We start from the raw sequence: 19,502 nt of genomic DNA on the forward strand, positions 1-19,502 counted from the left end.
ATGAGTGCGTGAATGAAACCCCTTTCATAAAGTGGAACGGGTTTTATGTTTCAGCTTAATGAAACCCATTTCATGAAACGGGTTTCAGTGTAGTCATCCATTCATTATATCAAGGGGGCGTAACGTATGAGAAGAAGTCTAAAGGTCATTTCGTTATTGATGCTGGTCATGGTAATGGGTCTGACAGCCTGTAGCAGCGGGAGTAAAAACGGTTCTTCCGGCGAGTCCGGTGGCAAGGTTGATTTGAGCATGACGATCTGGGGCTCGGAGGATGAGAAGAAGATTTATCAGGAACGACTCGACATTGTGAAACAGACGTATCCCGATATTAACGTGAAGCTGAACGTGGTTGCAGGGGATTATGACCAGAAGGTACAGACCATGATCGCCGGAGGAACGGCGCCGGACATCATGATGATTGCCGAGAACTATCAGGCTTACGCCTCCAAGAATCAGATTATACCGCTGGATGACATGATTCAGGCGAACAATGTGAACATGTCCGAGCGTTATTCCGATGATATTGCCAACCTGATGAAGTATGATGGCAAACAATTTGGTTTGCCGGATCGGGCAGGTGCGATGGTCCTCTTTTATAACAAAGATCTGTTCGACAAGGCTGGGGTGGAATACCCAACCAAAGATTGGACGCAGGATGATCTGATGGCGGCAGCTCAGAAGCTGACGGTGAAGGAGAATGGCAAAACGGTTCAATGGGGTTACTACCCAGGTAGCTGGTGGCCGCAATGGATGCAGCTGATCTACCAGAACGGTGGCTCATTGTTCGATGAGAGTGGTAAACCAACCTTCAATACAGAGCCTGTGCGGAAAGCATTACAATTCATGAATGACCTGACCTTCACACACGGTGCGGGACCAACACCAACCGAGATTGCCGACATGGGGAATATCGGAGCCGATCCGTTGTTCGCTCAGGGCAAGATCGCCATGGAAACAACAGGGTTCTGGAACATCGGTTCACTTGCCAAGGTGGAAGGCATTAACTGGGATATCTCTCCGGTATGGGGCGAAACAAACGCATTCTTTAACGGGTTAACGATCACCAACGCTTCCAAACACAAGGAAGAAGCTTTCAAAGTCATCGAAGCACTGACCACACCGGAAGCACAGATGCCGATGGTCAAAGCCGGTCAGGATGCTCCTGCAACCAAAGCAGGTTTGTCCAGTGATGAATTCCTCAATGCTGAATACGGCGGCAAAAAAATCAACATGGCTGCGTTCAGTGAATCGACGATCTATGCGGAACCGTTCAACCCGCAATGGAACGAAATGATGAAGCTCATTAACGATAAGCTGGGTGTGTATTTCAACAACAAAGCCTCGCTTGATGATACCGTAACCGAAATTCAGAGTGGACTGGAAAGACTCTACAAATAGAGGATTTTTCTGAACATGCACAAATAGCAGCGACAGCAGGACAGGTGGAATCGGCGTGAATGCGGGTTTCATCTGCTCTCTGCGTCATGGGAGGGCTTAACGTGAGAAAAAAGGACGGGAAATGGTTCTACATCTTCATCTCGCCTTGGCTGATCGGATTTCTGGGGCTGACTCTGGGTCCGATCCTGTTTTCCATCTATATGAGCTTCACGAATTGGGATCTGTTCCAGTCCCCTGAATTCATCGGTATCGACAATTACAAAACGTTACTGACCGATGATCCGATCTTCTGGAAATCCGTCGGCAATACATTCTTCTATGCACTGATATCCATTCCACTGGGCATGTCGATCTCGCTCTGGATTGCATATTACCTCAACAAGAAAATCAAAGGTATCACTTTCTTCCGTATTCTGTTCTATCTGCCGTCGGTTGTTCCGGTGGTTGCGAGTTCATTGCTCTTCATCCACTTGCTTGCGCCGACGGAAGGGTTGATCAACCAGGCACTTGCGATCTTCGGTATTCAGGGTCCTGCCTGGCTTCTTGATCCCAACTGGGTTAAGCCTGCATTGATTCTCATGTCCTTATGGGGTGTGGGTGGTGGCGTGGTATTGCTGCTTGCAGGGATGAAAGGCATTCCACAGGAACTGTACGAGGCCGCTGCCATCGATGGGGCGAAGAGTACACAATCGTTCTTCCATATTACATTCCCGATGTTGACTCCCGTCATCTTCTTCAATCTCGTGACCGGGATGATTGGAGCGCTCCAGACCTTCGCGCAGGTATTCATCGTCACTGCCGGCGGACCTGACAATTCAAGTCAGATGGTTGTTCCCTACTTATTCCAGAATGCGTTCCAATTCTACAAAATGGGATATGCATCGGCGATTGCCTGGGTACTATTCATCATCATCATGGCGTTGACACTCGTTGTATTCCGTTCATCGGCGCTATGGGTGCACTACGAGGAGGGAAAAGCCAATGAGTAATCCATCGACTGTGGAGAAGACGATATCCTATATTTTTCTGATTCTGGTCGGGGTGCTGCTTGCTTCGCCTTTCCTGTACATGATCTCCATTGCACTGGCAAGTGACGCAACAACCGTCAAATCAGCTTTTACCTTCGTACCAATGGAGTTCCAATGGTCGAACTTTTATACCATCTTCACGAATAACAATCTTGGCACGTATCTCAAAAACTCGGTCATCATTACCGTCTTTACGATTGTCGGATCGGTATTATCAGCTTCGATCGTATCCTACGGCTTTGCCCGAATCAAGGCAAAAGGCAGCCGTTTCCTGTTTATTGTGTTGCTCAGTACGATGATGATTCCGGGTGAGGTTACGATGGTACCGCAGTTCATCATCTTCCGTCATCTGGACTGGATTAATACATTTTACCCGCTGATCGTACCAAGCTTCTTCGCCGGAGCGTTCAACGTATTCCTGATTCGGCAGTTTGTCATGAGTATTCCAAAATCACTGGATGAAGCCGCCATGATCGATGGTATGGGACACCCGGGAATCTACTGGAAGATCATCATGCCACTGACTTATCCGATACTTGCGGCCATTGCGATCTTCTCATTCTCCTATAACTGGGGCAACTTCATGGGGCCGCTCATCTATATCAATGATCCGGAGAAAATGCCGCTGGCACTTGGAGTGCAGCTGTTGACTACGGTAGGGGGTGGGCAGATGCCACCATGGAACCTTGTGATGATCGCTTCCCTGTTCCTCACCATTCCGATGGTGTTGGTGTATCTGTTCGGACAACGTTATGTCTATGAAGCCAACATTAGCGGCGGAAGCAGCGGAATCAAGTAACAGAAGGTATCTGTAGTTTGTGTATGTACTGAACCTGACGTTGAAGGTCAACGAAGTAATTACCGTACATGGAGAAGGGATTGTATAGCCCATGGCGCATAAAGAACAACGCAGCAGGAGCAAACGGAACTATATCCTCATGGGTGTAGCCCTGATTGCCCTGCTGGCAGGAGGGGGAATTGTTATCAATCATTTTGCCAATGAATCATCCAAAACGCTTGTTTTTCAAGAGGAACCGGTACGTCTGAAGCTGGATCAGTCCTATGATCATTTTGAAGGCTGGGGCACGTCACTTGCCTGGTGGGCCAACGACCTTGGCGGATGGAAGGATCAGGCGAAGGTGAGTGAAGTGATGGATCTGGTCTTTGATCCGGAGAAAGGATTAGGTCTGAACATCGTTCGTTACAATATTGGCGGCGAGGAGAATCCGGAGATGAAAGCCCTCCGTCCCGGCGGGGATGTACCTGGCTTCCAGCCTGAACCTGGAGAGTGGGACTGGGAGGCTGATGCAGGTCAGCGGGCTGTATTACAGGGCTCGATGGAGCGAGGTGTGAACATTGCTGAAGCATTCTCCAATTCACCACCTTACTGGATGACGATCAGTGGATCGGTGACCGGAGCCGTGGATGGCAGCAATAATCTGCGTGATGATCAGTATGATGCATTTGCCGACTATCTGACCGAAGTTGTGAAGCATTATCGGGACGAGTGGGGGATCACTTTCCGCACACTGAATCCGCTCAATGAACCTTCCTCCGATTGGTGGAAGAAGGGCAATATGCAGGAAGGTAGTCATTTTACGAATGAGAAACAGGCCGAGATTATCAAGAAAGTTGCTGCATCGTTGAAGAGCAAAGGACTGGACGGAACCGTCATTAGTGCCGCAGACGATAATAGCATTGATGAGACGGTGTTTAATTTCAACCTCTATGATCAGGACACGCTGGACGTAATCCAGCAGATCAATACCCACTCCTATAATGGTAGCAAAATGGAAGAGCTGCGCACGCTGGCAGAACGCCATGGCAAGAAGCTGTGGATGTCCGAGTACGGAACAGGCGGCAGCGAGCCGCACAGTCATGAGGATATGACCTCGGTGCAAGAGTTGGCAGAGCGAATCATGTTTGATCTGAAAATCATGCAGCCATCCGCCTGGGTATACTGGCAGGCCGTTGAAGATGAAGGTGCCAATAATAACTGGGGCTTCATTCATGCCAACTTTAACGGAGAAGAGCAGTATGAAATGACTAAACAGTATTATGGCATGGCCCAGTTCACAAAGTTCATTCGTCCCGGCGCGACGATTATTCCAACGGATGATGGACGCACACTGGCGGCTTATGACGCGGAACGTCAGAGACTGGTGCTGGTGATTCGTAATGAATTGTCAGAGGGAACAACGGCGTTTGAACTGGAAGGGTATACGTATGGAAAATCAGCTACTGCGCAGGTGTATCAGACTTCACCGGATCGGAATATGGAACAGCTTGAAGACATTCCGGTGTATGCCAACGGACTGGAAGTACCTACGGCTGACAATTCCATCACAACCGTTGTACTGGAAGGCGTGACGTTGCAGGCGCACTGATAGCAGCACTCGGAAGGATTTTGTCATCGTACTGCTGGTGTAAATATGAACAATATCATTTTGAACTAATCATTTACACAGAAACGAAGAGGACAGAAATAACTTGAAGAAGCGGAGCGTGCGCCTTTATCCCTGGATTTTCCCATTGAAAAGGAATTCATAAAATCTGGGGATAACAGCGATCGGAAAGTTGTTCTGTAATCGTAGTACCCGTGCAAATCGCTTTTAGTTTAACGGATATGGTTCCCTTAAATGAATTACAGGACATATGAACCTATATAAATTGAACTAAACATTTACACCGAACGGAGAGGACAGAAAGGACCTGAAGAAGCGGAGCGTGCGCCTACAAGCTTTCTGCAAGAAAGCTACATCGAAAGCATACGCTATCCCCGGATTTTCCCCTTTGAGAAAAGGAAATCAAAAAATCTGGGGATAACAGCGATCGGAAGGTTGTTCTGTCATCGAAGTGTGCAGTGTAAATAATCTTTAGTTCAATTTATATAAATAAAGAGAAGGAGGGGATAACTTTGACAGAGAAAGCATCCCTTTTGCTGCAGGAACAGGAGAAGAACATCGCCAGGGCTGAGAACGGTGTTCTATCTGAATTAACATATGATGCACGCAGCTTTTTCCTAAACGGAGAGCGTGTATTTCTGAACAGTGCAACGATCCATTATTTCCGTATGCCAAAGGAGGAATGGCGTGAGGTTCTGCTGAAAGCGAAGCTGGCAGGCATGAACTGCATCGACACCTACTTTGCGTGGAACGTGCATGAACCGGAAGAAGGACAGTGGTCCTTCGAAGGGGATAACGATTGCGGAGCATTTCTGGATTTGTGCACAGAACTAGGCATGTGGGTCATCGCACGTCCAGGTCCGTTTATCTGTGCGGAATGGGATTTTGGCGGTTTTCCATACTGGCTCGGTACGAAGGACGGCGTGAAATTCCGGGAAAATAATGAGACATATCTGCACTATGTGAATCTGTATTTTGACCAGCTTGTGCCCATCATTCGGGAACGCCAGCTATCTGCTGGGGGGACTGTCATTCTGGTTCAGGTTGAGAATGAATATGGGTATCTGATGGATGACGCCGCTGCAAGTGAGCATATGAACACATTGAGAGATGGATTGTTGCATCGTGGCATTGACTCTACGCTAATCACTTGCGTTGGCGGGGCAGAAGGCACGATTGAAGGGGCTAATTTCTGGTCAGGTGCTGACGGGCATTATGAGAAACTTCGAGCCAAACAACCGGACACCCCGAAGATGGTCACGGAATTCTGGACCGGATGGTTCGAGAATTGGGGAGGGCCTTCGGCCATTCAGAAGACGGCGCCTTTGCTGGAGAGACGTATTATGGAGATTTTGCGTGCCGGGTATACCGGAATCAGTCACTACATGTTCTATGGTGGCACGAACTTTGGTGGATATGGCGGCAGAACGATGGGTAGCAGTGACATCTTCATGATTACGTCCTATGACTATGATGCACCGCTGAACGAATATGGACGGGTGACACCGAAATATGCAGTAACCAAGAATTTGTCCTATTTCGTCCATGCTTTCGGGGCCCTTCTGATGGAAACAGAGGAAATTCCAGAAGAACAGATCGTTGTACGTCATCCTGAAGGCATATCTGTACGAGGCAGACAGACTGACAACCAGAAGATTTGGTTTCTGGAGAGTCACAAGGATGAACGCGAAACGATGCACATTACACTGGAAGAGGGCCGTACTCTTCCCGTATCGCTGAATCCAGGACAGATTGTTCCGTTGCTGGATCGAGTACAGATTGCTGAACACGTATACCTGACTGCGGGTACGATGATTACGGGCAATGAAATGATAAACGGAGAATTGAACCTGTTCATCGTGGCCGCTGCCGGGCAGCGTTCTGTTGTTGAACTGGAAGCAGGGGCATTGAATGTCACGGGCAGCACAGTGCAAGTGCTGGTCGAACATGATTCAGCCAGGAACGTATACCGCTTCGATTTATTCCATTTCCAAGAGCCGGGAACGATCCAGCTGGAAGCAAACGGCATACCGATCCGATTCATCATTCTGGATCAAGAAACGATGAATCGAACATGGCGATTGGAAGCAACAGATCAGAAGGGACTACGGTATGTGATCGGTTTCGATGACGTGGACGTATTGCCAACTGGTCAGGTCAAGGGTATGATTACTGACCCAGATCGCACAATTACGCTGCTTGGTGACTGGACCGATGGAGAACGGACGTTAACAGGTCACGAGTTCTATACCAGCGAGAAGCCTATTGCAGGCAAACAGCAGCAGCTTCCGTGGACATTACCGAGTGCGCCGACATTGTCTGATTCTCCTGAGCTGTCACGTGTTACGTTAACTGCGAAGCAGCGTCCGGCGAGTGGACAACCGGAAGACTTTTCCCGGTATGGACAAGATTTTGGTTATTTATTGTACGAATGTGATTTCGAGAGTCCAACCGAAGGGGTCACTAACCTCATTTTGCCGGATATCCAGGATACTGCCAGAATCATCGTTAACGGTGTTCAGCAGGCATTAGTGCGTCAGGTAGGTGCCGCAGGAGTACAGTTACAAGTAGCCCAAGGGCAGAACACACTTCAGATTCTGGTGCAGCATATGGGCAGATTGAACTTCTCCCCGTATCTGGGTGAGAGCAAAGGTTTGGCTGGTGCTGTGTATCTGAATGGCCAAGTTCAGGATATTCGTCGGGATTGGCATATGGAGAGTGGACTTGTGCATCTCGATGAGGTTAACGCTATACATGGGGCGCCACGTATCAGCAGGAGCTTTAAGCTGGATGGCATGGATCGCGCGATTCTTGTGGGTGCCTTGAGCAAAGGTCTTTGTATCAATGGCATCGAAGTTCCAATGGAGGGATATCAGGATTGGTTTGCCTTCCAGACGTTAGACATATCTCTGTATATCAAGCCCGGAGAGACGAATACACTGGAAATGCCGTATAGCCGTTCATTACTGAATCGACTGGAACTGATCACGTATCCAAGTCAGGGCGAACTGAAGGATTGGCGTATGGCAGGGACGGATGCATTGCTTCCCCAACAATGGGAGAGATACGAGGTAGAACAGGAAGCGTTCCATCCTGGACAGGGATCAATCCAGCGTGCAGGACAGCCTGGTATCGCCTCAGGTGGCAATTGTACTGCCAATCTGGTGACCGTTACCTCGGACGATGGGATCTCAAGTGTTATGGTGAGCGAGAAGTCTCACTCTACATCTGGTACCCTCCGAGCACAAGACTCGTACGGTCAGCCCGTTTGGTACCGCTGGCGTTTCACCAAGCCTACCCTTTCCGAGCACCATAAGGTGAACTTGATGCTTCGCCTGACTGGGATGAGCAAAGGAACCATCCACTTGAACGGACATCATCTGGGTCGTTACTGGCAGATTGGTCCGCAAGAGGATTACAAGATCCCGGTAGCCTGGCTGCAGGAAGAGAATGAATTACTTTTGTTCGATGAAGAAGGTAAAACACCAGAACGTGTACGTTTTCTTTTAGATGGGCCATCCCGTTATCCATGGGTTGTGGTGAAGTAGCTCATTTATTGATCTTTAGCTGTCTTATTGATTTAGAGATGCAAGGGAGCGATGACTGGAACGAGATCGTTCGAGTTTGAAGCAGCCATTTATTGTAATGGACCAGGACTAGAAAATAGCAACACATAACGCAAAAGTTTATTTTTACCGCAGTTTTACCCCCTCATTTTCTTAGCCAGATTGACCTGGGTTTGTGAATCTTGGGATTCGGTCTTGGGAGTGAGTTCGGCTAAGAGGATGGGGAACTGTGGTAATCAGGTCTGTACAATAAGCATAGGGAACATTTGTAGCATTATTATTTGTAACCGTTTACATATATAAAGAGTGTTCATCCATGATCTGTGAAGGGAGTGATGCTTCATGTAATTGGAATTTGAACAGGTAGTCGTAAGGTGTGCTGTGCTTATAGAGGGTTAACTCCAAGATAACGTGTATTCTGCCATAGGGTATGTTAAGTCTAATTAATTATTCCATTTAATCATGGATAAGGAGATGACCCAATGTTGACGAAGAAGGAAGAGGGGATAGGAATAGGAGTAGAAAAGTCCAGCGGTTTCAAGGCCGGAATGATCCTGCTGCTCGGAACATTGCTTCTATTAACGATGTTATTCCCCAATACAGCCAGAGCAGCGACAAGTGTTTATACGATATCCGCCTTTACGAACACAAGTGAGTCCAATATGTATATCTATGAATCGTATAATGCGACCCACTATGGTTTGCTGAAAGGGCCAGCCTATACACCTCCGGCCAATCTGATTCGCGATCCCAGCATCATGAAGCACACAGATGGTCTATATTACGTCGTCTATACCACGAACTGGTCGGGTAACACCATCGGCATCGCCTCCAGCCCGGATAAGGTAAACTGGACATTTGTCCGTAATATTACTTTATCCACACCTACCACAATTGCACACACCTGGGCACCAGAATGGTTCAAAGACAGCAACGGCAGTCTGAACATTATCGTGTCCCTCTCACCAGGCAACTATGAGAATTTCAAACCTTATGTACTCACAGCTTCAGGTAGCAATCTAACATCTACCTCATGGTCTGCCCCTACTGAACTGGCGGGCATTGCTCCCAATTATATCGATACGTTTATCGTGAAGACAGGCTCAACCTATCATGCTTTTACCAAAAACGAGACCACCAAATACATTGAATATGCGACATCCACCTCGCTAACGGGTCCTTATACCTTTAAAGGCACAGGGGATTGGGCAGGTTGGGGATCTTGGGTGGAAGGTCCGGCGCTTGTTCAGCTGGATAATGGTTCATGGCGAATCTACTTTGACGGCTATGCGACACAAAAATATTATTACAGCGACTCTGCTGACAACTTCCAGACTTGGGGTGCCAAGCAAGAGATTGCAGGTCTTACCGGACTGGTCCGGCATATGACCGTATTGAAAGAGTCCGGACAGCCGGGTGATATCCGCAAGCTGGAGTCCTTCAATGTGCCTGGCAGCTTCATTCGTCACTACAACTATCAGGCCCGGATTGATGCGGGTGTCAGTCCGGCGGAGGATGCACAATTCCGTATCGTTCCCGGGCTGTCAAATGCAACAGGCATTTCGTTTGAGTCCATGAATTATCCGGGTTATTTCCTGCGCAATAATAATGGCAACATTACACTCGTGAAAAATGACGGCAGCGCTACATTCCGAAATGACGCCACGTTCAAACGTGTAAATGGACTTGCTAATGCCAGCTGGACATCGTATGCGTCGTTTAGTAACCCGAACCTGTATCTGAGACATTACAATAAAGTGCTGAAATTGGAAGCTGTCGTTACCGCACTAGATAAGTCAGACGCGACCTTCAGAGAGGTTGCACAACAATAGGTGTTTATTTTCTAAATTAAACTATACATTTACACGATAACGGAGAGGTCAGAAATAACTTGAAGAAGCGAAGCGTGCGCGTTTATCCCCGGATTTTCCCCTTTTTAAGAATAATTAAAAATCTGGGGATAACAGCGATCGGAAAGTTGTTCTGACATCGGAGTGCAAGTGTAAATTCATAAGGAGTGAAGCGGATGAAGTGGTTAAAACGAATGAGCTCGCTGCTGCTGGCAGGAAGTCTGCTAACAGGCAGTTTGGGTCTGGGGACAGAGGTATCTGCTGCAGGAGCAACCACGGCTATTGCCGATCCATCAAAGCAATATCAGACGATGGAAGGATGGGGAACATCCCTCGCGTGGTGGGGCAAAGTGGTTGGAGAATATTCCAATCGGGATGAGTATGTGGAGAAAATGTTCAATGCAAATACCGGACTCGGGCTGAACATCCTGCGGTACAACATTGGAGGCGGGGATAATCCATCATCCAATATCCTCGAATATCGCAAAGCCGTTCCTGGTTACCAGCCTTCTCCCGGCGTGTATGACTGGAATGCAGATGCAAACCAACGATATATGCTGCAAGCTGCCAAAGCACAAGGTGTGAATGTCATCGAAGCTTTTGCGAATTCCGCACCTTACTGGATGACGATCAGTGGTAATGTGTCCGGTTCGGCCAATGGTGGGAACAACCTCAAGCCTGATTACTACGATGATTTTGCTGATTACTTAACCGAGGTTGTGAAGCATTTTCGGGATAACTGGGGGATCACATTTGATAGTGTAACTCCGCTGAATGAACCGATCTCGACGTGGTGGAAGCAGGGCAATGACCAGGAGGGCATGCACTTTGACCTGGCGGATCAGAACACCATTCTGAGTCAGGTACAAGCTTCATTGAATGCGAAGGGCCTGTCCACGAAGCTGAGCGCACCGGAAGAATACAGTATCGATGATACCAATGTGTCGTTCAACAGCTACAGCAATGCAGTTAAATCAGCGATCACTCAGATCAACACCCATACGTATGGCGGAAGTAATCGTACTGCTTTACGCAACACAGCGACGTCTGCGGGCAAACATCTGTGGACCTCGGAATATGGAGATGGGGATGCAAGTGGACTTACGATGTCACGGACCATCCTCAAGGATATTCGTAATATGGGCGCAAGTGGATGGGTGTATTGGCAAGCCGTGGATAGTGCAGAAGGATGGGGATTCTTCAAGAACGTGTTGAACAATACGCAAACGACCAGTTACACCGTGAACCAAAAATATTATGTCATGGGCAACTACAGCAAATTTATTCGTCCTGGGTACAAGATTATCGGCATGAGTGATGCCAATACCCTTGCAGCCTATGATGCAGCTTCCGGCAAAGTAGTGCTGGTTACAACCAATTCGGAATCGACGGATACAACGGTAACCTATGATCTCAGTCGTTTTACTAACACAGGCACGTCTGCTCAAGTATATCGGACCTCTTCAACAGAGAAGTTGCAGCAACTGACCAATATTTCGGTGCAAAATAAAACCTTTACCGCTACGGCCAAGGCTAACTCGGTCACAACTTACGTCATTTCCGGTGCAACTTACAATGGTGGTACAGGATATGAATCCGGGGCAATCTACAAATTAATCAACCGCAATAGTGGACTTGCACTTGATGTTAACGGTGCTTCTTCTACGGGTGGGGCAACGATCATTCAGTGGAATGATAATGGAGCAGCCAACCAGCAGTGGAAGCTGGAGTCGGCAGGTAACGGATATTACAACATCCGCAATGTGGGCAGTGGGCTTTTGCTGGATGTGAATTCGGGTTCTACACAAGGCGGAGCCGCTCTGATTCAGTGGCAGGATAACGGGGGCAACAACCAGCAATGGCTGCCAATTGATGTGGGAGGATATGTGGTACTTGCGAATCGAAACAGTGGCCTGACGGTTGACATCAATCAAGGGTCTCTAACCGCAGGTGCCTCCACGATTCAGTGGGCCGACAATGGCGGGGCCAATCAGCAATGGAGCCTAGTCAAAGTTAATTAGTGTGAGTACGCATGAATTAAACGTTGTTACGTGTCCTTCTTTCTTGGAGGTGCAGTGCTCTAAGCGACACTGCACCCTCAAGGAAAGTAGCTATTTTAGACATACATATATTCATCCACCCAGCTGGTACTTAACGAAAACGGGATAGGGTGAACCTGCTAATATCCTGATCCGTGTGCCCCGTTTGCACCAAGTCGGATAGAATCTGCCCAATGGCACTTGCAAACTTGAAGCCGTGACCGGAGAAACCGCCTGCCAGCCACACACGTTCATGGGCAGGGTGTCGGTCGATAATAAAATCTTCATCCGAAGTGAATTCATACTTGCACACACTACCACGTTTCAATTCCCCAGCTGCCTGAGGCATATGAAGTTCGAGCAGCCTGCGCAGATCCCCCTCGTCCGTTTCTTCCGTACCAAAAGGAGCCATTGTACTTCCTGGTGTCCACATTTGGCCCGTATCATGACGACCCATCTTCAGACCTGATCCGCCAATGCTTGGAAATCCATAATATGTACCTTCTTTTCCTGCCAGTGTAAAACCGGGGAAGTGTGCCTCGCCATACAAGGCTCCTGGTGCATCAAACCATCCAACCGTTTTACGCACTGCCTGAATGGGGAGATCCACAAAAGGTTTTAATGTCTGAAACCAGGCGCCAGCGCTCAGGATGATTTGATTTGCATGGTATGTCTCACCACCTGAAGTCTGAACTGCAACGGAATGTGGTCCGTATTCGATATGCTCCACAAGCGTGTGCGTTAACAAGGTGGCACCGTGAGTCTCGGCTGCTTTGCGGAAGGCACGAATACAGGGTTCACTATACAGATAACCCGCATCAGGCTCATACATGCCCTCGTAATGTTCAGGTATTGTAATACCTGGCCAGCGTTTCATCACCTCGGCTGCGTGCAACGTTTCATACCGAATACCTGCATCATCTGCATGGCTCAATCGGTTGTGGAAGGAATGAATCTCTGGATCAACCACATTTATTACACCGGAAGGAACAAACAGTTGGTCTCCGGTCGTTTCCTCCAGCTCGTGCCATAACTTCTGTGCAAGTAATGCCATGGCAATATAGTCAGGCCCACCACTGTACACATGGCGCATCAGTCTGGTATCTCCATGATGGCTTCCTTCCGTATGCGGAGGATCAAAGGCATCAATTAATAAAGTTTTGCATCCACTGCGCGATAGATAATACCCAGCACTCATACCCATGGAGCCGGCTCCAACGATAATAACGTCATATGATTGTGTGATAATAGCACGTCCTCTCCTTATCAATCCTTTTCTACAGTAATGCCTTAATAGAACATATTAATAGTAAAAGCTTGATGAAGGCAAGTGTAGTAAAATGGACTTCTACAATAAATGTTGCAAAGGAGACCAAGCATGAGTGAGCAATTTAGGTTTGATCTATTTCCATTAATTCAGACAGAACGATTCATCCTCCGGTCGGCAGAGGCTGAGGACAGCCATGATCTGGTGGCGTTATATTCGGATGAAGCTGTGGTTCAATATATGCCATTCACTCCCTTTGAATCCGTGGAGGATGCACAGGGTGAGATGAACTGGTATACGAAGATTTTCAAGGAACACACGGGTTTACGCTGGATGATTGAAGACCGTGAAACTCGTAAAGTGATCGGAACCTGTGGGTTCCTGAACTATGAAGATGTACATAACCGTGCAGAGATTGGATACGACTTGCGTTCCTCTTTCTGGGGCCGCGGTGTGATGACGGAAGTGGCACATGCTGTGTTACATTTTGGATTCACAAATATGCAGCTCAACAAGATTGAAGCGAAGGTTGAACCGGAGAACGAGGCGTCAATTCGCCTGTTACACAAACTTGGTTTTCAACAGGAAGGTGTACTGCGGCAACATGAGTTTGAGAAAGGCAGATATATTGACCTTGCGGTGTTCTCCAAGTTACGAAGTGAAATATAGTCAAGCTAGCCCCATAAGGATTGCACTAAGGCAAAAGGCCGCACTTCCCTGCGGCCGAATGAAGACCGGATACTGCTCCGGTCTTTTTCATTTTACCCCTCGTGGAGGGGTGTATTGTCCATATCTGATTTGGCAGATTGTCCTAGCTGATAACTTGCTCTGAGCGAACTTCATCTCATTTCCATGTCGTGAACCTTGTCCTCCTGAATTCGCCCGTGCTATATTGGAGAGATGTGAGGAGATGAGGATATGAAGCTGGTGTCCTGGAATGTGAATGGCTTAAGGGCATGTGTGACCAAAGGATTTATGGATTATTATCAGGAGAGTCAGGCGGACATTTTCTGCCTTCAGGAGACCAAATTGCAAGCCGGACAGATTGAGATGGACCTGGGGGAAGATGTTTATCAATATTGGAATTATGCGATCAAAAAAGGATATTCCGGTACGGCTGTATTTAGCCGCATCAAGCCTATATCCGTTCGTTACGGGATGGAGGAAGACAGTGAACCGGAAGGCCGGATGATTACACTGGAGTATGATGATTTTTATCTGGTGAACGTTTATACACCTAACGCGAAGCGGGATCTGACCCGACTGCCTTACCGTCTGGAATGGGAGGACCGATTCCGGGGATATATCCTGCAGCTGGAGCAGGTCAAGCCGGTTATCGTCTGTGGTGATCTGAATGTGGCTCATCAGGAGATTGATCTGAAGAATCCAAAGCCCAATCTGGGCAACTCGGGATTTACGCTGGAAGAGCGTAGCAAGATGACCGATTTGCTTGCTTCTGGTTATGTGGACAGCTTCCGCCATCTGTACCCGGATCGTACGGATGTGTACAGCTGGTGGTCTTATATGCCAAAAGTCAGAGAACGGAATGTGGGCTGGCGCATTGATTATTTTCTCGTATCCAATCAATTGGCACCGAAGGTGGCAGATGCACATATCGACTGCCATGTGATGGGCAGTGATCATTGCCCGGTGGGTCTTACATTGCAACTATAGGTAAGGATCATCGTGAGATAGATTGAGGTATGAATTTTAGAATCCAAGTTTAAATGAACTGCAAGTTTCCTTAATGGGAAATTTGCAGTTTCTTTGTGTCATAGGTAGGGGAATGAGACTGGACTTTGGTTGGGGAAAGGACTGGACTCGGGATTGTTTCAATCCTGCTATTTCTTGGGTACGATTGAAGCATACATATATAGATGAACCTTTGGGGTAAGGGGTAGAGAAGATGAAGAAGGGGTTACGGAGAGGGTTAAAGGTGTTGGGAGGCATCATGCTTGCCACAGGACTTTTGCTGCTGGCAGGTACAGCGTACGAAGCGTATCAATCCACGCAGGATATGAAGTCTTATCCTCCGCCAGGCAAGTATTATGAGGTGAGTGGTCGCAACATGCACCTCTACACCGCTGGCAAAGGAGAGGTCACGGTGGTATTTGCCTCAGGCTGGGGTACACCCAATCCGTATGTGGATTTCAGTCCGCTATATGACAAGTTGAAATCACAGGTGAAAATTGCGGTATATGATCGGTTCGGGTATGGATACAGCGATTATACGGATGAACCTCGTGATGTCGACACCATCTCGGAAGAGATCCACCAATTACTGCGGACATCCGGTCAACGTCCACCTTACATCATGGTCGGTCACTCCCTGGGTGCGCTGGAGACACTACGGTTCGCGCAAAGGTATCCTGATGAGGTAGCTGGCATGGTCATGATTGATGGCGGAAGCCCGGAGTATTACAGTCGTACAGACCTGAATACACCAGAATGGATGATGGATTGGTCCCGTTTTCTGGTGAAAACAGGCATTGCACGAACATTGCTGCAGTCGGATCACATGATGGCATCTCTGGTCATAGACCCAAAACTGGTAACGGAACCGATGAAAAAAGCCGTCACGATATCCACGCTGAGACATGCGTACAATGATAATGTCATGGAAGAGGTTCGGAATTCCAGAACAAATGCTGCGTGTGTGCTTGAGAACAAAACGCAGTTTGGCTTTCCCTTGACGATCCTCACAGCCGGTTCGGAGGAGTCGGATGAGGACAGTCAGGCATGGCAGGCCGATCAAGCGGGTTTTGCTTCATGGTCAACACACGGAACACAGCTGACGGTTCCACACGCGAAACACAGTATCCACAGAAGTCAGCCGGATATTGTTGCCGCCGAAATTATGAAATTAGTGACAACGTCCAGTGACTTATGAGTAAGATGATCCCACAAACACATGATGAACAGGATGAGGAGGAGGGATGGATGAAAGAGTTTAGAGTGATTACCCGGTTCCTCTCCATTCTCGTAGCCAGTTGTCTATTGTCTTTAAGTGTATTATCTGTATCTGTGATATGGGTCAAGAATAATGTTCATGCGGTGCCTGTAATCCAGTCGGTTGAGCGAGATTAGCACTTAAAACGAAGAAGAAGGAGTGATAACGGATGGTGAAGAGAAGGAATTATGTATTAGTCTGTGCGGCACTGGCGATGATGGTGGCCTTGAGTGCTTGCAGCAGTGCAGCAGACGAACCGACAGGTGAAACGGAGAAGGTGGATACCAAAGTTTCCTCCGGAACTGGTGAACAAGCGACTAATGAAGGTGCAAGCGAAGCAACATCAAGTGGAGTGACCGAGACGGAAGGTACGACTGCTGGAAGTAACGAGTTGCCGGAGAACTTGCCAACTGATTTCCCATTGCCGGAAGATGCAACGATTCGTTTAGCCAATTCGGGTGAGAACGAAGGCAAGCAATCAGCCATAGTGATTTTCTCCACTGAACAAGATATGAAAACCGTATCCCAGCTGTATAAAGATTACTTCAACGCCAAAAAGTTGACGGATGCGGGTCAGACGATCGATGACAAAAATATTATTATTCAGGGAACTGACCCGGATACGCAGGATGTCTGGTCCCTGATTGGAGGAACATTGGCAGGGCAGGAAGGCGTCATTGAACTGACGTTGACCTGGACAGAATCATAAATACAAGATAAGGGTTATTGTTCGTTCCTGCTTTCTTTCTTCCTAAAATAACGAATGAACACCATACTACCTTGCATGCGGAGCCGCATTATTGCTGCACCGCTGCAAGGTATTTTTATTTCGAACTGGAAACCTGACAGGTTACATGGTATGTTATATCATTATAATAGATTAATAGACAACTATAGAAGAAGACAGGAGAGGATTGAACATGATTAGAGTGGGTATTGTTGGTTACGGTAACTTGGGTAAAGGTGTAGAGAAAGCCATTTCCCAGAACGAGGATCTGGAACTGATTGCTGTGTTTACACGTCGTAATCCAGAACAGATGGTTGCTGAAAGCACAGAAGTACGTTTTGAGCATATCTCTGCAGCGGAGCAATACATAGGCAAGATCGATGTTATGATCCTCTGTGGTGGTTCTGCAACGGACCTTCCAGAGCAGACACCAGCTATTGCCAAGTTGTTCAATACGGTAGATAGCTTCGATACACATGCGAAGATTCCTGAATTCTACAAAGAAGTGAATGCTGCGGCAGAGCAAGGCGGTCACGTAAGTGTCATTTCCACAGGTTGGGACCCAGGCTTGTTCTCGATGAACCGTCTACTTGCACAGTCCATCCTACCAGAAGGAAAAGAGTACACGTTCTGGGGCAAAGGTGTGAGTCAGGGCCACTCTGATGCCATTCGTCGTGTTCCAGGCGTTAAGGCGGGTGTACAGTATACTGTACCTGTTGAAGAGGTAATCAACCGCATTCGTGCAGGGGAGACACCAGAGCTGTCTACACGCGAGAAACATCTGCGTCAATGTTATGTAGTAGCAGAAGATGGTGCTAATCAGGATGAGATCCGTGAAACGATTGTGTCGATGCCTAACTACTTTGCAGATTACGATACAACGGTAACATTCATTACCGAAGAAGAATTGAAATCCGAGCATGAAGGCATGCCGCATGGTGGATTTGTAATTCGCAGTGGAGTTACAGGTGCCGGTCAAAAGCAAATTATTGAATTCGGTCTGAAACTCGACAGCAATCCTGAATTTACAGCGAGTGTACTTGTTGCGTATGCAAGAGCCGCACAACGCTTGAGCATGGAAGGACATAAGGGAGCGAAAACGGTATTTGATATTCCGCTTGGTCACTTGTCTCCGAAATCGGCTGAAGATCTTCGCCGCGACTTGTTATAATTCTGATTCCTATAGTTTCAATAACAAACAGCTCGTCCTTGGATATAAAGGACGAGCTGTTTTTTTACTATTGCGGTATCCGATTCATACATTCATATGAATTAGCAGGTACATTCCTGCCTGTATTTTTGCTCGTGCTCTTGCGGAAATGGCACCCTACACCCAGTGTGAGGGAATGTTGAGATGATTCGGCAACTTGGTATTCACATTACCTTTCGCTGCATTAATCTGCGATTGCGTGAGGAAGATGCCACCTCGCAGGTCTGCACCGCCCAGATCCGTATCCCGCAAGTCCGCGCCAATCCAATCGGCATTTCGTATATCTGCATGTTGAAGGTTGGCTGCGATCATTAAAGCCCCTCGGAAGCTTGCGCCCCGCAGGTCAGCCCCTTTTAAGTTGGCACCAAAAAAGTCACTTCCGGTACGTTTTTTGCTCTTCTTCGACTTCCCTTGTCCTTGAGAGGTAGATGGCACATGCGCGCGTACCATCTCACTTGCCTGAACCAAGAGTTGATTCACCGTGGACCGATAATCGGCGATGTCCAGACGTAGGAGGGCCGCAGGCTCCAGATTACTCAAGCGCTCAATCTCCTCATATAACTCACTGAATGCGGAGTGAAGGGATGACGTTTCCGGTCTCATCATCATTTCCTTCATATAACTGAGCAACTCATGGAGTTGTCGCAAGGCAGGCAGACAATCAAACATCTCGCTTGCAGACTCCGGATGATCTCGCCAATCCTTACCCGCGTATGTTACTTGAGACAGCTTTTGTCCAGCTCCGAAACAGTCATACACCGTACAGCCTTTGAACCCTTTCTGCCGAAGCTGTGTATGGATACCGCAGCGATTGTCCGTGCGCAGATTGGGACAGGGGGTACCGCTAGCCTTTTCAAAAGCAAAGTCAGATGACTTGCCGTAGGGCAAGGCAACACAGCACAGCCCAAAACATTGCTCACAGTCTGCGCTCAGATGCGGACTCGCAGTGCTGGCATATGGTTGGTTAGACAATGTAAACACTTCCTTATAATAGTACAAATAGATGGAATTACGTCAGTAACACTTTACCATTGCCCTGCGATTAGAGCAATTGAAAACAAG

At 47.8% G+C, this 19,502-nt stretch carries 15 protein-coding genes; 13 read left to right on the forward strand and 2 right to left on the reverse strand.

Going from position 1 to position 19,502, the window contains the following annotated elements; all coding sequences use genetic code 11:
• The first annotated feature begins 126 nt into the window (after positions 1 to 126).
• From NSQ38_RS13115 to NSQ38_RS13145, 7 genes are all read left to right on the forward strand, one after another.
• Positions 127 to 1,398 (forward strand): sugar ABC transporter substrate-binding protein, encoded by a 1,272-nt coding sequence (locus NSQ38_RS13115; RefSeq protein ID WP_091027983.1) that lies wholly within the window; start codon positions 127 to 129, stop codon positions 1,396 to 1,398.
• A gap of 101 nt (positions 1,399 to 1,499) precedes the next feature.
• Entirely contained in the window at positions 1,500 to 2,387 is an 888-nt protein-coding gene (locus NSQ38_RS13120; RefSeq protein WP_036668619.1) for a sugar ABC transporter permease, read from the forward strand.
• Entirely contained in the window at positions 2,380 to 3,225 is an 846-nt protein-coding gene (locus tag NSQ38_RS13125; protein ID WP_017687022.1) for a carbohydrate ABC transporter permease, read from the forward strand. The genes NSQ38_RS13120 and NSQ38_RS13125 overlap by 8 nt, the downstream gene beginning before the upstream one ends.
• 91 nt (positions 3,226 to 3,316) lie before the next feature.
• Positions 3,317 to 4,813 carry a glycoside hydrolase gene (locus NSQ38_RS13130; RefSeq protein ID WP_339789779.1) on the forward strand — a complete coding sequence of 499 codons (1,497 nt, stop codon included), beginning with the start codon at positions 3,317 to 3,319 and terminating at the stop codon, positions 4,811 to 4,813.
• 530 nt (positions 4,814 to 5,343) lie between these two features.
• Positions 5,344 to 8,379 (forward strand): beta-galactosidase, encoded by a 3,036-nt coding sequence (locus tag NSQ38_RS13135; protein ID WP_339789782.1) that lies wholly within the window; start codon positions 5,344 to 5,346, stop codon positions 8,377 to 8,379.
• 500 nt (positions 8,380 to 8,879) lie between these two features.
• Entirely contained in the window at positions 8,880 to 10,229 is a 1,350-nt protein-coding gene (locus tag NSQ38_RS13140) for a glycoside hydrolase family 43 protein (RefSeq protein WP_339789785.1), read from the forward strand.
• 194 nt (positions 10,230 to 10,423) lie between these two features.
• A complete protein-coding gene (locus NSQ38_RS13145; RefSeq protein ID WP_339789788.1) occupies positions 10,424 to 12,268 on the forward strand; it encodes an RICIN domain-containing protein in 1,845 nt (614 codons plus the stop codon).
• 130 nt (positions 12,269 to 12,398) lie between these two features.
• Here the strand turns inward: NSQ38_RS13145 and solA are convergent, their stop codons facing one another.
• Complete coding sequence (solA, locus tag NSQ38_RS13150) at positions 12,399 to 13,532, reverse strand: N-methyl-L-tryptophan oxidase (RefSeq protein WP_339790523.1); 1,134 nt, start codon at positions 13,530 to 13,532, stop codon at positions 12,399 to 12,401.
• A 132-nt stretch (positions 13,533 to 13,664) separates the two neighbouring features.
• Here solA and NSQ38_RS13155 point away from each other — a divergent pair, with 132 nt between their 5' ends.
• The 6 genes from NSQ38_RS13155 (at position 13,665) to NSQ38_RS13180 (ending at position 18,401) form a co-directional block, all read left to right on the forward strand.
• Positions 13,665 to 14,222: a GNAT family protein gene (locus tag NSQ38_RS13155; RefSeq protein WP_339789791.1), complete on the forward strand. Its 558-nt coding sequence runs from the start codon at positions 13,665 to 13,667 to the stop codon at positions 14,220 to 14,222.
• 249 nt (positions 14,223 to 14,471) lie between these two features.
• Positions 14,472 to 15,227 (forward strand): exodeoxyribonuclease III, encoded by a 756-nt coding sequence (locus NSQ38_RS13160; RefSeq protein WP_339789794.1) that lies wholly within the window; start codon positions 14,472 to 14,474, stop codon positions 15,225 to 15,227.
• Positions 15,228 to 15,459: 232 nt separating this feature from the next.
• Positions 15,460 to 16,443: an alpha/beta hydrolase gene (locus tag NSQ38_RS13165; RefSeq protein ID WP_339789797.1), complete on the forward strand. Its 984-nt coding sequence runs from the start codon at positions 15,460 to 15,462 to the stop codon at positions 16,441 to 16,443.
• 50 nt (positions 16,444 to 16,493) lie between these two features.
• Complete coding sequence (locus NSQ38_RS13170; protein WP_339789800.1) at positions 16,494 to 16,640, forward strand: hypothetical protein; 147 nt, start codon at positions 16,494 to 16,496, stop codon at positions 16,638 to 16,640.
• A 32-nt stretch (positions 16,641 to 16,672) separates the two neighbouring features.
• Positions 16,673 to 17,212 carry a hypothetical protein gene (locus NSQ38_RS13175; RefSeq protein ID WP_339789803.1) on the forward strand — a complete coding sequence of 180 codons (540 nt, stop codon included), beginning with the start codon at positions 16,673 to 16,675 and terminating at the stop codon, positions 17,210 to 17,212.
• A gap of 205 nt (positions 17,213 to 17,417) precedes the next feature.
• A complete protein-coding gene (locus tag NSQ38_RS13180) occupies positions 17,418 to 18,401 on the forward strand; it encodes a diaminopimelate dehydrogenase (RefSeq protein ID WP_339789806.1) in 984 nt (327 codons plus the stop codon).
• 156 nt (positions 18,402 to 18,557) lie between these two features.
• Here the strand turns inward: NSQ38_RS13180 and NSQ38_RS13185 are convergent, their stop codons facing one another.
• Entirely contained in the window at positions 18,558 to 19,412 is an 855-nt protein-coding gene (locus NSQ38_RS13185; protein WP_339789809.1) for a pentapeptide repeat-containing protein, read from the reverse strand.
• Positions 19,413 to 19,502 lie beyond the last annotated feature (90 nt).

The sequence above is a fragment of the Paenibacillus sp. FSL R7-0313 genome (assembly GCF_037969885.1).
GTDB lineage: Bacteria > Bacillota > Bacilli > Paenibacillales > Paenibacillaceae > Paenibacillus.

What these genes read in the sequence shown, in the direction of transcription:
- NSQ38_RS13115 (WP_091027983.1), top strand. Translation starts at nt 127, where the DNA reads ATGAGAAGAAGTCTAAAGGTCATTTCGTTATTGATGCTGGTCATGGTA.
- NSQ38_RS13125 (WP_017687022.1), top strand. Translation starts at nt 2,380, where the DNA reads ATGAGTAATCCATCGACTGTGGAGAAGACGATATCCTATATTTTTCTG.
- NSQ38_RS13130 (WP_339789779.1), top strand. Translation starts at nt 3,317, where the DNA reads ATGGCGCATAAAGAACAACGCAGCAGGAGCAAACGGAACTATATCCTC.
- NSQ38_RS13140 (WP_339789785.1), top strand. Translation starts at nt 8,880, where the DNA reads ATGTTGACGAAGAAGGAAGAGGGGATAGGAATAGGAGTAGAAAAGTCC.
- NSQ38_RS13145 (WP_339789788.1), top strand. Translation starts at nt 10,424, where the DNA reads ATGAAGTGGTTAAAACGAATGAGCTCGCTGCTGCTGGCAGGAAGTCTG.
- NSQ38_RS13155 (WP_339789791.1), top strand. Translation starts at nt 13,665, where the DNA reads ATGAGTGAGCAATTTAGGTTTGATCTATTTCCATTAATTCAGACAGAA.
- NSQ38_RS13160 (WP_339789794.1), top strand. Translation starts at nt 14,472, where the DNA reads ATGAAGCTGGTGTCCTGGAATGTGAATGGCTTAAGGGCATGTGTGACC.
- NSQ38_RS13165 (WP_339789797.1), top strand. Translation starts at nt 15,460, where the DNA reads ATGAAGAAGGGGTTACGGAGAGGGTTAAAGGTGTTGGGAGGCATCATG.
- NSQ38_RS13170 (WP_339789800.1), top strand. Translation starts at nt 16,494, where the DNA reads ATGAAAGAGTTTAGAGTGATTACCCGGTTCCTCTCCATTCTCGTAGCC.
- NSQ38_RS13175 (WP_339789803.1), top strand. Translation starts at nt 16,673, where the DNA reads ATGGTGAAGAGAAGGAATTATGTATTAGTCTGTGCGGCACTGGCGATG.